The sequence below is a fragment of the Methanococcoides mangrovi genome, assembly GCF_052057775.1.
GTDB lineage: Archaea > Halobacteriota > Methanosarcinia > Methanosarcinales > Methanosarcinaceae > Methanococcoides.
In genome coordinates, this window is record NZ_CP195121.1 from 288247 (window position 1) to 304897 (window position 16651).

A 16651-nucleotide genomic window follows, 5' to 3' on the forward strand; every position below is an offset into this window, starting at 1 on the left:
ATCAAAGGTAGGGAACAACTACCTTTTCCCAGGCTACCTTCAGTTTGTCCTCAGTATCGATATCACGCATGAGGACCTTAAGAACATCCTGTACTACCTCATTCTTGTGTATAACAGTACATCCTTCACAACTCCACACCTTGCTTCCGGTAGTGCTGTCTATCCACTTGCCCCCTGTACGGGGATCCTCACAGGGATAGAACGGGCAGAAACAGAACGTGCAGTCCTGACACTGGAAATGGCACGGATAATATTGACATGTGCTCCGGGATGCGGGTTCTCCGGAAGCTGCACACTCGATCGTCTCCTTTAATTTTTCCTCAGCATAGTCCTTTCCGGACTCCGTCAGGACATCACCTATAGTATGGATCAGCCTGTCGGTCTCGGCCCGTGTACGGACAGCTATCCTTATGTAATCCTTATCGAGCAGGTAGAAAGAGCTGCAGTCCCTTACAAGGATACCATGTGAAGCAAGCCTTTCCGTAAGTTCCACCGAATCAATGAGAAGTTCGCTGATATCAACAAGGACATAGTTCACCGTGCTTGGAAGGGGTTTGAAACCATAGATACCGGAGAGACGTTCCACCAGATGAAGCCTCTCCTTCTCAATCAAATTGCGGGATTCCACCAGGTATCTGCTGTTACAGCCTCCCTCCATGTCCAGAAGGGCAGTGCCAACGACATCGGGAGTGGAACCAAGGTTCCAGGAGAGTCTTGCTGTGTTCAGTGCAGCAGCCATTTTCCCGGATGCCACACCAAATCCAAGGCGTATGCCCGGTATTGCGAAGTTCTTGGTGAGGGAGCGGAGTACAAAGATATGATCATTGGTCGCTGCTACGTCAGCCACGCTCTGTGAAGGGTCAGCAAGTTCGATGAAAGCTTCATCGACGAACAGCAGAGTGCTGTTTGCCTCACAGCGTGCTGCAAGGCCAAGTACTTCATCCCTTGATAGAAGTTTACCAGTAGGATTGTTGGGGTTGCAGACAAAGAGGATCCTGATATCCTGCAGTGCCTCATCAGAGATGTCCATCAGGCCCTCGTGTTCAAAGTAACGGATGTTCGCACCCATCACCCTGCACTGCTGCTCATACTCATCAAATGTAGGCTGGGGTATCCCCACAGTGTCGCCTTTACCCAGAACGCATTCTGCAACAAGCCGGATGGTCTCACATGAACCATTGCCGGGGATGATGTTCTCAGCATCTATACCTTCACCAAGGAAGCGTGCTGCAGCTTCCTTGAACAACAGGTAACGGTTGTCGGGGTAATGATACATTCCCGGTTTTGAAGCTTCAAATAAAGAAGAAAGGTCAAGACCGAACTCCGGATGATCGAACGGGCTGCCGTAAGGGTTCAGGCTTGCGCTCATATCAATGATCTCGGACTCTTCGATCCCATATTCCTGTGATGCCTTGCGCACAAGACCGCCATGCGATGCAGGCACAAGACCAATAATATGTTCTTTGAGAGGTAAACTGATTTCGTCTTCCAGATTCATCTTCACGTTAATCGTCCTATGATAGGAACAAAAGCTATATTAATTTATGTAAATTTTTCTTTAGGAACCTGTCAATTCATACATAGGATCGAAACTACATACAGACAAGATAAGCAATTGTGGTTATTGCCGATCGGTCTTTAAAGGAAAAATACCAAACATTTGCAGATAGTATCTGCAGAAAAACGATCAATGCGAAATTCTTAAATATGGAACCCTGCAATTTGAGAGTAGTTGTGGAAGTGCAGGATGATAGAACATCCCGGACCCTGCCACAAATATGTTTGGGAAAGCCAGAGTATCCATAAAGAGCAATATCCTACTCATCATGGAGACTTGATCATGTAGATCGAACGGACTCTAAATCCGTTCAGCCGGGTTAGATTCCCGGAGTTTCCGCCAGATGGACATGGCTTTCCATCAAAACATATAACACCCTTATGTACGATACATCGGGTGAAAGTAAAGGATGATGATAATATGAAGTGTTTCGCGATAGGAGCTTAGGCCTATGGAAAAGCAATTACTGGATGTTCTAGTCGGACTCAACGGAGTCTGGCTTTCGCGAAGCGGATTACTTCATGGGATTAAAAACTTAGAGGTCACAAGGAATCACCTTCACATCGAGACCGATTGCGGTGCCCGGTTCACAGTAAGGAATTCCAGATCCAGCCGTTCTGCAAGGTCACTAAGGAACAACAAGTACCGTAAGCCTTGCAAACGCTGTCGTCCAAGTGACGAGCAGATCAATCGTTTTGTTAAGAAGACCTTCAAGGAGAAAGGACAGACCGTTAGTGTGTTCTCTACAGATAAGCAGACTCCCAAGAAGCCAAAACAAGCTGTTGTTAGATCCGTTTCAGTATCAGCACAAACTCCGACAACCACGCAGGAGACAGCACCTGCCCCTGAAGTAAAAGCGGAGAAGGACAAAAAACCGGAAGTCAAGTATTCACCTTCCCAGATCGAAAGGCTGAAGACCCTGATGGCTCCTGAGGACAGGATCCCGGTGCAGGGAGATCTGCCTGAATTCAAGGATATTGAGAAGGAGCTTCTTGAAAGACGGCGCAAAGACCTCAGGAAGATGTATGAAGAGGACAGAGAAGACCGTCTTGGAAAACTTGAAAGGACGATCACCGAGTTCTTTGTGGAAAGAGGATTCCTTGAGATCAAATCCCCTATAATGATACCATTCGAATATGTGGAAAGAATGGGCATCGACAAGGATGATCACCTCTACAAGCAGATATTCCGTGTTGGAGAGAACATGTGCCTGCGACCAATGCTGGCACCATGCCTGTACAACTACCTGCGCAAGCTGGACAAAGTACTCCCTGACCCCATAAGGATATTCGAGATCGGGCCATGCTACCGCAAGGAGTCAGATGGCAGCAGGCACCTGGAAGAGTTCACCATGCTGAACTTCTGCCAGATGGGATCCAACTGCACAAGAGAGGAACTGGAGGGCATCATTAGTGAGTTCCTTGAGTACCTGGACATCGAATATCAGATAGAGGCAGATGACTGCATGGTCTATGGAGATACCATTGATGTGATGCATGGAGACCTGGAGCTGTCCTCAGCGGTTGTCGGACCAATACCCCTTGACAGGGAATGGGGGATCGATAAGCCATGGATAGGTGCAGGTTTCGGGCTGGAAAGACTGCTTAAGGTCAAGCATAACTATGCCAACATACGCCGTGCAAGCAGGTCCGAACTGTACTACAACGGAATAATTACCAACCTATGAGGTGAATATCTTGTTTGAGAATATGGATAATAAGGACCTGGAAAACTATGCAGAAAAGATCATAGCCGGGTCACAGTTGTCCGATGATGATATCAGGAGCCTTCTTGAGACAGGCAGCCCTGATGAGATTGAGAAACTGCATTATGTGGCACGACATATCAGAGACCATTTCTTCGGAAATAAGGTGTTCATGTACAGCTTTGTGTACTTTTCCACACACTGCAAGAACAAATGTGCTTTCTGTTACTACAGGAATTCCAATGAGATCGAAAGATACAGACTGGATCCGGAGGATATCAGGAAGATCTGCCAGGTCATAAAGACTGAGGGTGTCCACATGGTGGACCTTACCATGGGAGAGGACCCCCATTTCCACAACAAGCCGGAAAGGCTTGCTGAGATCGTAAGGATCGTAAAGGAAGAGGTAGGTAAGCCGATCATGGTGTCACCCGGAGTTGTCGACGATGATACCCTTGAACTGCTAAAGGAGAATGGTGCCAATTTCCTTGCGCTGTACCAAGAAACCTATGATATGGAACTGTACAGGCAGCTGAGAGTTGACCAGTCATTTGAAGGCAGGATCAATTCAAGGAACCATGCAAAAAAAATGGGATACTGTGTGGAGGATGGAATCCTCGCAGAGGTTGAACCTGACACAGAGTCCATGCTGATCTCACTGAGAGGACTTGCCACTTCCAACCCCGACATGGTGCGTGTAATGACTTTCCTGCCACAGCAGGGAACACCACTGGAAGGAAAAGAAGTAAAGGGCTGTGACTCAGAACTTAAGATCATCTCAATACTTCGCCTAATGTACCCCGAGAAGCTGATCCCGGCATCACTGGACCTTGAAGGAATCGACGGGATGGTACACAGGCTTAACGCCGGAGCGAATGTCGTCACATCCATCATATCTTCAAACTCATCCCTGGAAGGTGTTGTCAACTATGACAGGGAACATGCCGAGAGGGACAGGGATGTGAGGAGTGTCGTCGCCAGACTGAAGACAATGGGCATGGAGCCTGCGCAGCAAAGCGAGTTCGAGAAGTTGTTGGGGCGATAGGATGACGACGATATGTTTAATAGGGGGAAAACTCCAGGGCTTCGAAGTGAGCTATCTTGCCAGGAAAGCGGGGATGAAAGTCGTTCTGATAGACCGGAACAGCAAGCCCCTTATCCGCAATGTTGTTGATGAGTTCCACTGTTTTGACATAATTCAGGAACCTGACCGCTTCATCGGCATCTCAAAGGATGTCGATGCTGTAATTCCAGTCAATGAGAACCTTGAGACACTTGACTTTATCAGGGATATCAGCAGTAAGCTGGAATGTCCCGTTCTCTTTGATTTTGATGCATACCACATCAGCATGGACAAAAAAAGGTCCAAGGAATATTTTGTATCCATCGGAGTACCTACTCCTGATGATAAACCGTCCCAACCGCCTTATTTTGTAAAGCCTCCATGTGAGAGCAGCAGTATCGGGACAAAGATCATCTACGACGAGAGTGAGCTCGAAGGGCTTGACCCGTCCATGATGATAGAGGAATACCTGGAAGGTGATGTAGTATCACTGGAGATCATCGGAGATGGAGAACATTTTGCAGTGGTGAAGGAAACAAAGGTGCACATCGATGACACCTATGATTGCCATATGATAACTCCCATCGACCATGACCCGGAGTTCAGGAAGATATCATACGAATTGGCGGCAAATCTCAACCTGAAAGGCATCATGGATGTGGAGGCGATCGCATCCGACAGAGGACTTAAGGTACTGGAGATCGATGCCCGATTCCCAAGCCAGACACCAACGGCTGTTTACCATTCAAGCGGCATCAACCTTGTTGAGATGCTCATGCAGGCATTCAACGGCGGCGTTAATGAGATAGAGAGAGCACCTGAGAAAGGATACTGCATCTTTGAGCACCTGTTGCTGAAAGAGGGAGAACTTGTCCCTGTGGGAGAACATGTACTGTCCATGGGAGATACCTATGATATCTTCCACGAAGAGGACGGGGTTGAGATATTCAGGAGTGAAGGCAGGGATATCGTGTTCACCCTCATCTCAAAGGGTATCGACGAAGACGCCGCACGATCAGCACGCAACAGAGCGATCATACATATCGGAAAACATTACGGATCATAAGAAGTGATAACTATGGCATTATTGACACCTGAAGACCTGGAAGACCTGCTTAACAAGCTCAACACGAACAACGAGATCATCAAGGAAGCCACCGGGAAGGACATCGCAGAGATATGTGAGGAAGTCTATGGCACAAAGCCCGGTAACCAGAAAGTGGGCATCGTACCCATTACTGCCGGAAACGGCATCATCGGGAACTTCTCCTCATCCCTGCTTGCTATATCCGAATATTTCGGCCTTGAGGGATCCATAACCGATCACCCGGACATGACCGGATATTATCAGGCAGTAGCCGACGGAGCAGACATCATACTGATGGCAGACGACCACATTTTCATTGCACACAATCTGAGCAACGGAAAAATTGCGACCAACCATGTATGTACCGGTGTGATCTACTCAGAGATCGCTTCAAGGTACAAATACGCTGATTCAAAGGATGTTCTTGTTATAGGCCTGGGACGTGTCGGATATGCAGGCGCAGCACACCTTGTGAAAAAAGGGTTCAATGTCTATGCGTATGACCCGAACACCGAGTTCATGAACAGGGCAATAGAAGAACTTGGTGTCAAGGCAGTAGATATTGAAAATCCAGGGAAGTTCTCTATGGTGTTCGAAGCAACACCAAATCCCAACACGATATCAGAAGGAATGATCGCAGAACGCTGCCTTGTGTCAACCCCGGGCATCCCGTGCGCCCTGCCGGATGAGCTCGTTGAGAAGTATGACATTGACCTTGTCATGGAGCCACTGGTAATTGGAGTGGCAGCAATGCTCTACTCTGTTTTTTAAGAAGTTATTGAAGAAATTATGATGTGATGGCAGGAAGAAATGCCTGCCAAAACCACATCAAAAAAAGCCGAAATAAATCCACCACACTTGACTAATGCGACTATTGCATTTGATTTTTAACAAACAAAAAGGTATATATACAGCAAATACATAGCGTAAGTACCTTTTTAGTGATTATAAAGGATTTAGTATAAAGGAGAATGTAAATGTCCGAATACACACAGAAGGAAAGATTAGTCCGCGTATTGCAGGGAGAGAAAGTTGACAGGATGCCAGCTATCTGTGTCACACAGACCGGTACAGTAGACCAGATGGAAGCAATTGGCGTATACTGGCCAGAAGCAAACTATGATGCAGAGCAGCTCGCTGCACTCTCAGAAGCAGGTCACACCGTTGTCGGTTTCGAAGCGATCCGTGTCCCATTCGACATCACCGCAGAAGCAGAGTTCTTCGGCTGTGGAATCAAGGACGGTACAAAGGTACAGCAGCCATCCGTCATCAGCCACGTTGTAAAGAGCCTTGATGACCTCGCACAGTTCGAGGGATACGATGTCGCAGACCCAGCAAAGAGAACCTCTATCGTCCTCGACGCAATCAAGATCCTCAAAGAGAAATATGGAGACGAAGTCCCAATCATCGGAAGTATGATCGGTCCTTTCTCCCTCGCACAGCACCTTACCGGTGACTCCTGGTTCATGGACATCATGACAAAGCAGGAATACGGTCTTGAAGTAATGGAATTCGCAACAGAATTCTCCATCAAGTACGCACTCGCACAGGTCGAAGCTGGTGCATGCGTATTCTCAATCATTGACCCAACAGCAAGCTACCAGCTTATTGGCGGAGACTTCTACAAGATGTTCGTAGTACCATTCCACCAGAAGCTCATTGACGCACTCCACGAGAAGGGTGTACCAGCTGTACTCCACATCTGTGGTGACACAACAGAAGGTCTTGCACTCATGGAGACCTGTGGTGTAGACGCAATCAGTGTTGACCAGAACGTCAACGCAGCAACAGCAGTCAGCAAGGTCGAGAAGGCACTCATCGTCGGTAACCTTGACCCAGTCAACTGCCTCTGGAACCAGACCCCAGAGTTCGTCAAAGCAGAGTCCGAGAGAGTACTCAAAGAGCTCGATGGCAAGGGACTTCTCGCACCTGGCTGCGGTACAGTAAGCCAGACCCCAACCGAGAACCTCCAGGCAATGATCGAGGTCGCAAAGACTTGGACTTACTAAGTCCAATTCTTTTTTCCATTTCTTTTTTTAATTGATCTTACATTCAGACCGGATTCTTTTCTGAATTCTGTTCTAAATTCGGTTCTAACCTGAACCTTTCCCGTCATCACATCCATTTTGGGCTGTTTGTTATCTGACATCAGAGTTCAGGAATAACTTCTCCGGAATAGGTCCGGAACCCGGGAACTTTTGGCGAATATTAGAGAAAGAGAGAAGGGACCACATACTGAGAAGTTCAGGTCTGCCACCATGGTAACCAGAAGCTGAACTGATCCCATACAGTTCACTGACAACAGGAGATTATAGGTACAAAAGAGAATAAATATATAAGTGTAACCCATAACAATTAAATAATTCCTCATATATGTGCATAATAAATCAAATGATACAATAAGAGGTAAAAAGATGAAAGTATGTGTACCTTCTGCAAAAAATGGCGGATTAGAAGACCTTGTCGGACAGCACTTCGGAATGGTTCCGGTATATACGATACTTGATACAGAGACAGATGAAGTCCAGGTCATAGACAACACAAGCCAGCACAACGGCGGTGTTGGACTTCCACCTGAACTCCTATCCAATGCCGGTGTCAATATAATGCTTTGCGGAGGACTTGGAGCAAAAGCGGTCAACATGTTCTCCAATTTTGGTATCGAGGTCTTCGTCGGAGCCCAGGGAACTGTGGGAACAGCGATCTCCGACTGGAGAGAGGGCAACCTTGACAGACCAGACAGCGAGAACATCTGCCAGGGCCACGATCACGACCATGATCATCACCACTGAATGATATCATGAAGATCGCAATAGCAAGCGGAAAAGGGGGAACCGGCAAGACAACCATCGCGGCGAACCTTGCCCTTTCGCTTCAGGATGTCCGACTTCTTGACTGCGATGTTGAAGAACCTAACTGCAACCTGTTCCTGAAAAAGGAACTTGAACCGATCGCAGAAGTGGTATCCGAGATCCCTGAAATTGTGGAAGAAGATTGCACATATTGCAAAAAATGTTCAGACTTCTGCCGTTTCAATGCGATCGCAACCCTTCCGAACAAGATCCTTACATTCCCTTCACTATGCCACAGTTGCGGAGGATGCATGCTGGTATGTCCGGAAGGAGCTATAAAAAAGCGTGAGATCGTCACAGGAACCATCAGGAAAAGTCTTGCAGGAGATGAAACAAGTCCTGAGATCTATGAAGGCCTGCTGGATATCGGCAAGACCATGGCATCCCCTGTGATCGCTGAACTGAAAAAGAGCATAGATCCTGGCAGAACAAACATCATTGATGCACCTCCTGGCACTGCATGTCCGGTGCTGACCACTCTTGAGGACGTCGATTACTGCATTCTTGTAACAGAGCCAACTCCTTTTGGATTGCATGACCTGAAACTGGCATTGGAGGTCGCCAGAACCCTCGGCATACCTCACGGAGTGCTTATCAACCGAAGCGGAAGCGGTGATGACAGCGTGGAAGAATATTGCATTGCTGAAGGTATCGATATCCTCATGAAGATACCACAGGACACCAGGATAGCACAGCTCTATTCAGAAGGCATTCCTTTTGTGCAGGAGATGGAGGACTGGAAAGACAAGTTCATACAGCTCTACGATTCCATAAAGGAGAGATACGGCAGGGAGGTAGAAGCATGAAACAGCTGGTCATCATAAGCGGGAAAGGCGGAACCGGCAAGACTACCGTTACTGCCGCAATTGTATCGCTTGCCGGGAACAGTGTGATAGCAGATTGTGATGTTGATGCCCCAAATATGCACCTGCTTCTGGAACCTGAGGTTATGGAAACCTTTGATTTCCACGGAATGGACATTGCAGACATCGATAATGAGAAATGTACCGGTTGCAACCTTTGCATAGAGAACTGCAAGTTCGATGCCATCTACCCGGACCATTCGATAAACAAATGTAAATGTGAAGGTTGCGGGGTCTGCGAATACGTGTGCCCTGAAGATGCCATCACAATGGCAGACAACCCCGCAGGAACTGTGTTCAGTTCAAGGACAAGATATGGACCCATGGTCCACGCAGAGCTGATGATAGGAGAAGAAGCAAGCGGTAAGCTGGTAGCTTCAGTAAAGGAGCATGCCTTATCCATTGCAAAGGAAGAGAGATCCGACCTTGTTATCTATGACGGACCTCCGGGAACAGGATGCCCTGTAATTGCCACGATCACCGGTGCTGACCTCGCCCTCATTGTCACGGAACCAAGCGTATCCGGGATACACGACCTGGAAAGAATAATAGAGGTGACCGATCACTTCAATATTCCAGCCATGGTCTGCATCAATAAATATAATATAAATGAAGAGAACACAAAACAGATCGAGAGTTCATGCAGGGAAAATGGCATAATGGTAGCAGGAAAGCTTCCCTATGACACCATCCCGAACAGGGCAATGATCGGGAAAAAGACCGTCATAGAATATGCTGACAATGAGTTCACAGAGAACCTTAAAAGCATCTGGAGAACGGTGAAAGAAGAACTCGATGCAACTCAGTGATCGATAAAGGAAATCAATGCTGTAAAGGTGAAGATACGATGAAATGCGCATCCTGCAAGACAAGAAGGTGCAGGCAGGGAAAGGATTGCACGCCCAGGGAAGTCCGGCCTGAGTATATAGGAGATGATCTGGACATGATGAAGGCAGCCTCAAAGATCGAGGCTAACTACTATATGGAAAAAACAAGGCTTGAAGAGCTGATCCTTTTTGCAAAAGAGATGGGATACCGCAAGCTTGGCGTCGCTTTTTGTCTGGGTCTGGAAAATGAGGCAGGTATCCTCTGCCAGATACTCGAGAAGGACTTCCTGGTAGAGTCCACATGTTGCAAGATATGTGGCGTGGACAAGGATGAATACGGACTGGAAAAGATAAGGGAAGGAAGGGAAACGACCTGTAACCCGATAGCTCAGGCAACAATGCTTAACAGGGCAGCAACAGAGCTTAACATCATCGTGGGACTCTGCATGGGCCATGATATAATGTTCAACAAGTATTCCGAAGCACCTGTCACAACGTTCATTGTAAAGGACAGGGTCCTTGCACACAATCCCGCAGGAGCGCTTTATTCCGGGTATTACCAGAGGAACCGTTTCGGAATGGGGAACAAGTGATGAGGATCACCATTGTCTATGATAATGAAGCAAAAGAGCCTCTCAGGAAAGGGTGGGGATTTTCCTGTTTTATCAATACCGGGGAGAAGAAGATACTTTTTGACACCGGATGGGACGGCTGTGCTTTAAGGCACAATCTATCAGAGCTGAACATACCTGCCGAGGATCTCGATATTCTCGTGCTTTCCCACCAGCACTGGGACCACATCGGTGGCCTGCCGGTGATATTGAACAGCAGCAGGAACATTGAGGTCTTCGTCCCCGCATCATTTTCCGCGAAACTTAAAACTGAGATCGCATCACACTCCAACCTACAAGAGGTCACCGAAAAGTGCAGGATATGCAACAACGTCTTTTCTACAGGTGAACTCGGGAACGATCCTAAAGAGCAGTCTCTGATGCTGGAAACAGCAAACGGCATTTACATTATAACAGGATGTGCGCACCCCGGACTGGAAGCCATAATCGGAGAAGCAGCTTCAGAAGGAGAAGTTCGTGGCATCATCGGAGGCCTGCACGACAGCAGGGAATACGACCTTCTGGAAGGACTGGAACTTATCGGTGCCGGACACTGTACATCGTGCATTGAGACGATCAGGAACAGATCTCCGGATACTTTTGTTCCAATTGAAGCTGGATACGTTATCAATATCTGAATTTCCCGCAGGATCGTTCGGGCCAGACATTCCCCCATGCGGAAGTATATCAAACAATGAGAACATATTCCCCCCGTAAAAGGTGAGAACATGAAAATTGCTATACCCAGTACGGAAAAAGGCGCATTGGAAGATGATGTCGATCTTCATTTCGGAAAAGCTGCGACTTACACGATCTATGACAGTGAGACAGAAGAAGTTGAGGTCATGGAGAACACAAGTGTCCATGTGGGTGGAAAGGGGTTTCCCCATGAGCTGCTGGTGAAGGCAGGAGTTGATATCGTACTGTGTTCCGGGGTCGGCCAGAAGATCGTGGACCTGTTGAACAAAAATGATATAGACATCTTCGTAGGTGCTGACGGTACGGTACAGGAAGCGATCGATTCCTGGAGATCAGGAAAATTGTACCGGGCCGGGAGCGTAAATGTGAACAAGGACAGGGGATTCGGGCTTACGCAGCATAGCCTTTGAAGGCCCCACAGCTTATTTTATTCAACCTTCTTTTCTTTCCCGGAAGATATCCAGGGAAGAGCGCACAATGGACAATCGGGGCCGAATCCTGCAGCACTGTAACCTGTCATCCCACCGGAAACGTTGTGGACATCACTGAAATTGTTCTGTTGCAGTATGCTCGCAGCCATGCTTGAACGTTGTCCGCTTCCGCAGATCACCAGGGTCTTTGCCTCAGGATCAAGTTCCTTATAGGAATGCCTTATCTCATCCACCGGGATGTTGACAGCTTTATCGATATGTCCTGAACTGAACTCAGAAGGCGACCTGACATCCACAAGGACGAACTCTTCATCATCCCTCACCATGTTGTCGAGCTCAGGGCTTGATACCTGACAGAGGTGTTCTGTGGGAAGACCTGCCATGGCCCATGCATGCATACCGCCTTCAAGGAACCCCAGGATCCTGTCAAGACCTACCCTGTGGAGCCAGACTGCTGCTTCCGATGCATTCTCAGGGGAATCTGTCACCAGCAATATGTTCCTGTCCGGAGGGAGCAGCCAGCCGGTGAACGTCGCGAAGTTGCTCTTAAGGTCAATGCTGTATGAACCCGGGATATGACGGCCTCCGAATGCTTCATAGCAGCGGATATCAAGGACGATGTTCTCCGGATCCTCTGCCAGTTTACTGAAACCTGCCGGAGGGAAAGCTCTCAGCGGAGGGAGTTTCCCGAGCAGTTCAGGCCCCCTCCTGTTGACCTCACTGCACCTGCTGAAATGGTCAGGGGCGGCTGGCATATCCTCCGTAAGCGAATGGATGAGATCATCCCGTCCATCTGTGTTCAATGCATAATTGTAAAGTCTCTCATAACCGATGGTCGTGCTGCGTTTTGCAGCTAGGGACCTCCCGCACAGGGAACCTGCACCATGTGCAGGATAGACCTCACAGAAATCGGGCAGCTTCAGAAGTTTATCATGCAGGCTGTCATAGAGCTTTGAAGCAAGCTCTTCTGCCCTTCCCGGAAACAGGTCCGGCCTGCCAACATCGCCAACAAAAAGAGAGTCACCGCAGAATACGCAGACAGGAAGCTCACCCCGTGACCTGTCAGTGACAACGTAGGAAACATGTTCCGGTGTGTGTCCGGGAGTTTCCAGGACCTCTATTATCATGTCCTCGATCTCAAAGGAATCTCCTTCCGACACTTCCATGGCATCGAAGCTGGGATCAGCAGAAGAGGGAACCACTATCGTGGCACCGGTCCTTTCCAGGAGCTCCATGTGACCGGAAATGAAATCCGCATGAAGATGAGTCTCAAGTACATGGGTGATCATCCAGCCCATCTCAGAAGCAACATCCATGTAAGCATCGATATCACGATCCGGGTCGATCACTGCGCATGTATTGTTCCCGCCAAGAAGGTATGAACTATGAGCTATTCCGTCTGTAAATATCTGCCTGATGATCAAATACAGGACCTCCCACCCTATTTAAGCCATCATGATCGTTAATTCCCTTAATAACTACTTAAATGATGACCTTCAAAAATACTATAAGGGTTCATGGGATATATATTATTAATACAAAGTGATCGAAAATAGGATCCCTTCACTTTTTCGGGGGCTGCATTGTGCTGACATTTGAAATAGGGCTGGAACCTGTACTATACGAATTCCTTACAAAAGCTGTACTGTCCCTGCTTATCGGAATACTTATAGGAATCGAAAGGGAGCACCGCCGCAAGGACCAGCAGGTCTTTGCCGGCGTCCGCACTTATGCAATAGTATGTCTTAGCGGCATGCTCGCAACCTATGTTGCAGATATGATGGAGACCTCCATACTTCTGATAGCCACTGCACTGGTAGCTGCTTCCAGTTTCTTACTGATATACATAACATATGCCGCTACCGGGCAATTCGGAATGAAAAATTCTCTTGCACTGTTCTCAACATACCTGCTTGGGGTTATGGTAGCCAGAGGATATTACCTCTTTGCGATAATCATAGGTGTGCTCATCACTTTTATGCTGATCGAGAAAAAACCACTTCACTCCTTTGCACAGCACCTCTCAGATGAGGAAATACTCAATGCTGTCCAGTTCCTTGTTGTTGCCTTTATCTTTTATCCACTGATGCCTGCAGAGCCTGTAATGGGTGTGCTGAACCTGAAATCGGCCATACTTATCGTAGTGCTTGTCATGTTCATAGGTTTTGTGAGCTATGTTTCCCTCAAGAGATTCGGGACACGCGGAGGAATCACTTATTCAGGACTTTTTGGAGGGTTCATAAGCAGCGAGGCGACGACCGCTGCACTTGCGACTATGTCAAAGAACAGGTCCAGCCTGATAGATGCATTGTATATCGGAATACTGATGTCGAACATCTCCATGATAATCAGCAACACCCTGATCGCACTGATAGTAGATCCCGGTGCAAGTACCATGATAATGATGCTGCCTCCACAACTGGCAATGCTCATACTTACCATAGGTATCGTGGTGATAAGAAGAAAAAAGTACAATATCATGACCGAACCACTGGAGATCGGTTCACCATTTGCGCTTAAACCTGCTTTCAGGTTCGGTGCGATCTTTACCATCCTGCTTGTGATCACAAGCATATCAAGTGAGTTCCTTGGCGATACCGGTGTCTACGCTTCCGCCCTCGGAGGACTTGTAAGCAGTTCTGCGGTCACCGCCTCGGTGGCAGCACTGGCATTCTCAGGGAACGTTTCATACACAATAGCTGCACAGACAGCAGTTATCGCAGGGATAATCAGCACCCTCAACAAGCTGGTACTGATAAGGATATCCGGATCAAAGGAGCTATATTGCCGGTCAAGGAACACACTTTTACTGATAGCTTCTGTGGGAATAGCATCCCTCTACCTCTGGAACCGTTATGCTGGCTACCCGATATTCTGAAGAATTGCCAGGAGAACATTTCGGGCGTTAACTCCTTTAAGGACGATATCTCATGGAGAGATGTTATGAACCCTCATTACAGACCTTCTTTTGCCACCGAAGAACTGGAGTTCCACGGAAATGAGAACAACCCAGAAGGAAAAGCGCTCTACTTCCCGGTCCACAGGAGAAGGATACTGATAGATACTTTAAGTCGGCCGGAGAGCTATTTTGAATACCTGCCGGAAGAGAACTCCATAAACGGGACCGAAGTAATCTACATAGGGACCATCAAAGAGATCCCATGTTACTGTTTTGAACTGGAAGAAGAGTTCTGCGAACCGGATATGCAGTACTTCGACCTTCACGAACTTTATGGAATGGTCGATGAGGAGATGCTTGGAATTGCATCCAGGGCAGTCCAGATGGCCGATTTTTACCGCACTCACAGATACTGCGGACTCTGTGGCGGAAACACGGAATATGTCCCGGTAGAGACAGGAATGCAATGCCAAAATTGCAGCCATATTGCATATCCCAGGATAAGTCCTGCCGTTATTGTGCTCATAGAAAAGGACGAGCACCTACTGATGGCAAGATCAAAGAACTTCCCCGAAGGCGTCTATGGGCTTGTGGCCGGTTTTGTGGAAGCAGGAGAGACTATCGAGCATGCTGCCCATCGGGAGATCAGGGAGGAGGTAGGGGTCTCCGTAAAGGACCTGACATATTTTGCAAGCCAGCCCTGGCCATTCCCCTCATCGCTTATGATAGGATTTACAGCTAACTTTGCGGAAGGGGATATCAGCATCGATCCTGAAGAGATAGAGGATGCAGCCTGGTTCCATGTGGAAGATATACCAAAGCTTCCACAAAAGAAGAGCATCTCAAGGGCACTCATAGATCATTTCCTGGACGAGCACGCAGCGAAAGAATGAAATCACTTTTTGGGGAGTACGCAAATTTTATATAAATACGTGCATAACCTTCCATATGGACGATATGACCGGGCTGGAACTGTCACCAAAGAAGATCGAGTACATAAAGTACCTATATGAGAGAGGGGAAAATGTGCGCACCAATGAGATCTCCGAGCACATGAACGTTGACCCTTCCACCATTACAAAGGCGATCAATGAGCTGGCCTCATCCGGATATGTGAACCATGTGCCATACAGGGGATTCAGTCTTACGGAAAAAGGGGAGGAATATGCGCACTTCCTGCTGAGAAGACACAGGATCCTGAGCCTGATGCTTAACCATTATGGGCTCACTGCGGAAGAATCATGCACAGAGGTTGCAAGGTTCGAGGCCTATGTCTCAAAAAAGGCAATTAACACGATCTGTGAATCAATGGGTCATCCCACCTTCGGGGTTTGCGGAAGGATCGAGCACGACAACTGCAATCTGGACCATGGACATCACGAAGTCCATGAGGAATGAACCTCATTCTCCTGCTTCAAGTATCTCTCTGACCTTCTTCAGGACAAGAATTGCATCTTCCCTTTTCACGTCCGATGCATTGTTCCTGCAATAGCCAAGCAGTGGTTCCACATCATTTAGCAATCCATCCTCAACTGCTTTTTTTATGATGCCAAGATAACTTCTCCGAGGATAGTGGATCCCTTTTGTTATCTTGATCAGCCCTTTGCAGGTCTCATTATCAATAAGCCCTTCATCAACTGCTTTCCTGAAGGTCTCTCTTATATTTACAAGCGGCAGTGAGACCTGTTCAAAGGTCTCTGGATTTGTTGTCACTGCAACCTCGTCGTCAGATTCGATGACACCATCCCTGTACCAGCCATAGACAGTACCGACCCCGATCATGCCGTGAACATCAAGCTCGGAAGCCCGCAATGCACCCATGCTGCAGCCACCAACGACCTTGATTCCTTTTTTCATTGCACGGATGATCTCCCTGTGAGCCACTGCAGCCCTGTCAAAGAAAACGCCATCGATGATGCCGATCACATCATAACCCTGACCGGCAACCTTATCCACATCACCCCTTGCCACAGGAGGGAGGTAAACGGCATCGAGGACCTCTTTTGCATCCTCATGACTGATACTGGTACCTGCGAAAACAACAGCTCTCATAGGA

At 47.8% G+C, this 16651-nt stretch carries 17 protein-coding genes; 14 read left to right on the forward strand and 3 right to left on the reverse strand.

What is annotated here, in order from left to right:
- Position 1 precedes the first annotated feature (1 nt).
- Positions 2-1498, reverse strand: coding sequence for a threonine-phosphate decarboxylase CobD (gene cobD / locus ACR3I3_RS01495; RefSeq protein WP_440953725.1), 1497 nt, complete (start codon positions 1496-1498; stop codon positions 2-4).
- Between the two features lie 511 nt (positions 1499-2009).
- On the opposite strand from cobD, the gene pylS reads away from it, so the two are divergent.
- The 11 genes from pylS to ACR3I3_RS01550 all read left to right on the forward strand — a co-directional run bounded on the left by pylS (position 2010) and on the right by ACR3I3_RS01550 (position 11675).
- Complete coding sequence (gene pylS, locus ACR3I3_RS01500; RefSeq protein ID WP_440952811.1) at positions 2010-3245, forward strand: pyrrolysine--tRNA(Pyl) ligase; 1236 nt, start codon at positions 2010-2012, stop codon at positions 3243-3245.
- Positions 3246-3255: 10 nt separating this feature from the next.
- A complete protein-coding gene (pylB, locus tag ACR3I3_RS01505; protein ID WP_440952812.1) occupies positions 3256-4308 on the forward strand; it encodes a methylornithine synthase PylB in 1053 nt (350 codons plus the stop codon).
- 1 nt (position 4309) lies between these two features.
- Positions 4310-5392 carry a 3-methylornithine--L-lysine ligase PylC gene (gene pylC, locus ACR3I3_RS01510; protein ID WP_440952813.1) on the forward strand — a complete coding sequence of 361 codons (1083 nt, stop codon included), beginning with the start codon at positions 4310-4312 and terminating at the stop codon, positions 5390-5392.
- Positions 5393-5404: 12 nt separating this feature from the next.
- Entirely contained in the window at positions 5405-6184 is a 780-nt protein-coding gene (gene pylD / locus ACR3I3_RS01515) for a 3-methylornithyl-N6-L-lysine dehydrogenase PylD (protein WP_440952814.1), read from the forward strand.
- Positions 6185-6390: 206 nt separating this feature from the next.
- Positions 6391-7422 carry a methylcobamide:CoM methyltransferase MtbA gene (gene mtbA / locus ACR3I3_RS01520; RefSeq protein WP_440952815.1) on the forward strand — a complete coding sequence of 344 codons (1032 nt, stop codon included), beginning with the start codon at positions 6391-6393 and terminating at the stop codon, positions 7420-7422.
- Between the two features lie 405 nt (positions 7423-7827).
- The gene (locus tag ACR3I3_RS01525) at positions 7828-8205 is read left to right on the forward strand and encodes a NifB/NifX family molybdenum-iron cluster-binding protein (protein WP_440952816.1); all 378 of its coding nucleotides are present in this window, start codon (positions 7828-7830) and stop codon (positions 8203-8205) included.
- A gap of 8 nt (positions 8206-8213) precedes the next feature.
- The gene (locus ACR3I3_RS01530) at positions 8214-9071 is read left to right on the forward strand and encodes an ATP-binding protein (protein WP_440952817.1); all 858 of its coding nucleotides are present in this window, start codon (positions 8214-8216) and stop codon (positions 9069-9071) included.
- On the forward strand, positions 9068-9937 hold the full coding sequence (locus ACR3I3_RS01535; RefSeq protein WP_440952818.1) for a nucleotide-binding protein: 870 nt from the start codon (positions 9068-9070) through the stop codon (positions 9935-9937). Before ACR3I3_RS01530 ends, ACR3I3_RS01535 begins: the two co-directional genes overlap by 4 nt.
- A 38-nt stretch (positions 9938-9975) precedes the next feature.
- Complete coding sequence (locus ACR3I3_RS01540; RefSeq protein ID WP_440952819.1) at positions 9976-10548, forward strand: DUF1847 domain-containing protein; 573 nt, start codon at positions 9976-9978, stop codon at positions 10546-10548.
- Complete coding sequence (locus ACR3I3_RS01545) at positions 10548-11204, forward strand: MBL fold metallo-hydrolase (protein ID WP_440952820.1); 657 nt, start codon at positions 10548-10550, stop codon at positions 11202-11204. The genes ACR3I3_RS01540 and ACR3I3_RS01545 overlap by 1 nt, the downstream gene beginning before the upstream one ends.
- A 90-nt stretch (positions 11205-11294) precedes the next feature.
- On the forward strand, positions 11295-11675 hold the full coding sequence (locus ACR3I3_RS01550) for a NifB/NifX family molybdenum-iron cluster-binding protein (RefSeq protein WP_440952821.1): 381 nt from the start codon (positions 11295-11297) through the stop codon (positions 11673-11675).
- 17 nt (positions 11676-11692) lie between these two features.
- Here the strand turns inward: ACR3I3_RS01550 and ACR3I3_RS01555 are convergent, their stop codons facing one another.
- Complete coding sequence (locus ACR3I3_RS01555; protein ID WP_440952822.1) at positions 11693-13120, reverse strand: MBL fold metallo-hydrolase; 1428 nt, start codon at positions 13118-13120, stop codon at positions 11693-11695.
- A gap of 161 nt (positions 13121-13281) precedes the next feature.
- On the opposite strand from ACR3I3_RS01555, the gene ACR3I3_RS01560 reads away from it, so the two are divergent.
- From ACR3I3_RS01560 to ACR3I3_RS01570, 3 genes are all read left to right on the forward strand, one after another.
- Positions 13282-14574 carry an MgtC/SapB family protein gene (locus ACR3I3_RS01560; protein ID WP_440952823.1) on the forward strand — a complete coding sequence of 431 codons (1293 nt, stop codon included), beginning with the start codon at positions 13282-13284 and terminating at the stop codon, positions 14572-14574.
- A 65-nt stretch (positions 14575-14639) separates the two neighbouring features.
- Positions 14640-15488 (forward strand): NAD(+) diphosphatase, encoded by an 849-nt coding sequence (gene nudC / locus ACR3I3_RS01565; RefSeq protein ID WP_440952824.1) that lies wholly within the window; start codon positions 14640-14642, stop codon positions 15486-15488.
- 55 nt (positions 15489-15543) lie between these two features.
- Positions 15544-15993, forward strand: coding sequence for a metal-dependent transcriptional regulator (locus ACR3I3_RS01570; RefSeq protein WP_440952825.1), 450 nt, complete (start codon positions 15544-15546; stop codon positions 15991-15993).
- Positions 15994-15996: 3 nt separating this feature from the next.
- On the opposite strand, the gene ACR3I3_RS01575 is transcribed toward ACR3I3_RS01570, so the two are convergent.
- Positions 15997-16647, reverse strand: a complete 651-nt coding sequence (locus tag ACR3I3_RS01575) for a TfuA-related McrA-glycine thioamidation protein (RefSeq protein WP_440952826.1) — start codon at positions 16645-16647, stop codon at positions 15997-15999.
- Between the last annotated feature and the right edge of the window lie 4 nt (positions 16648-16651).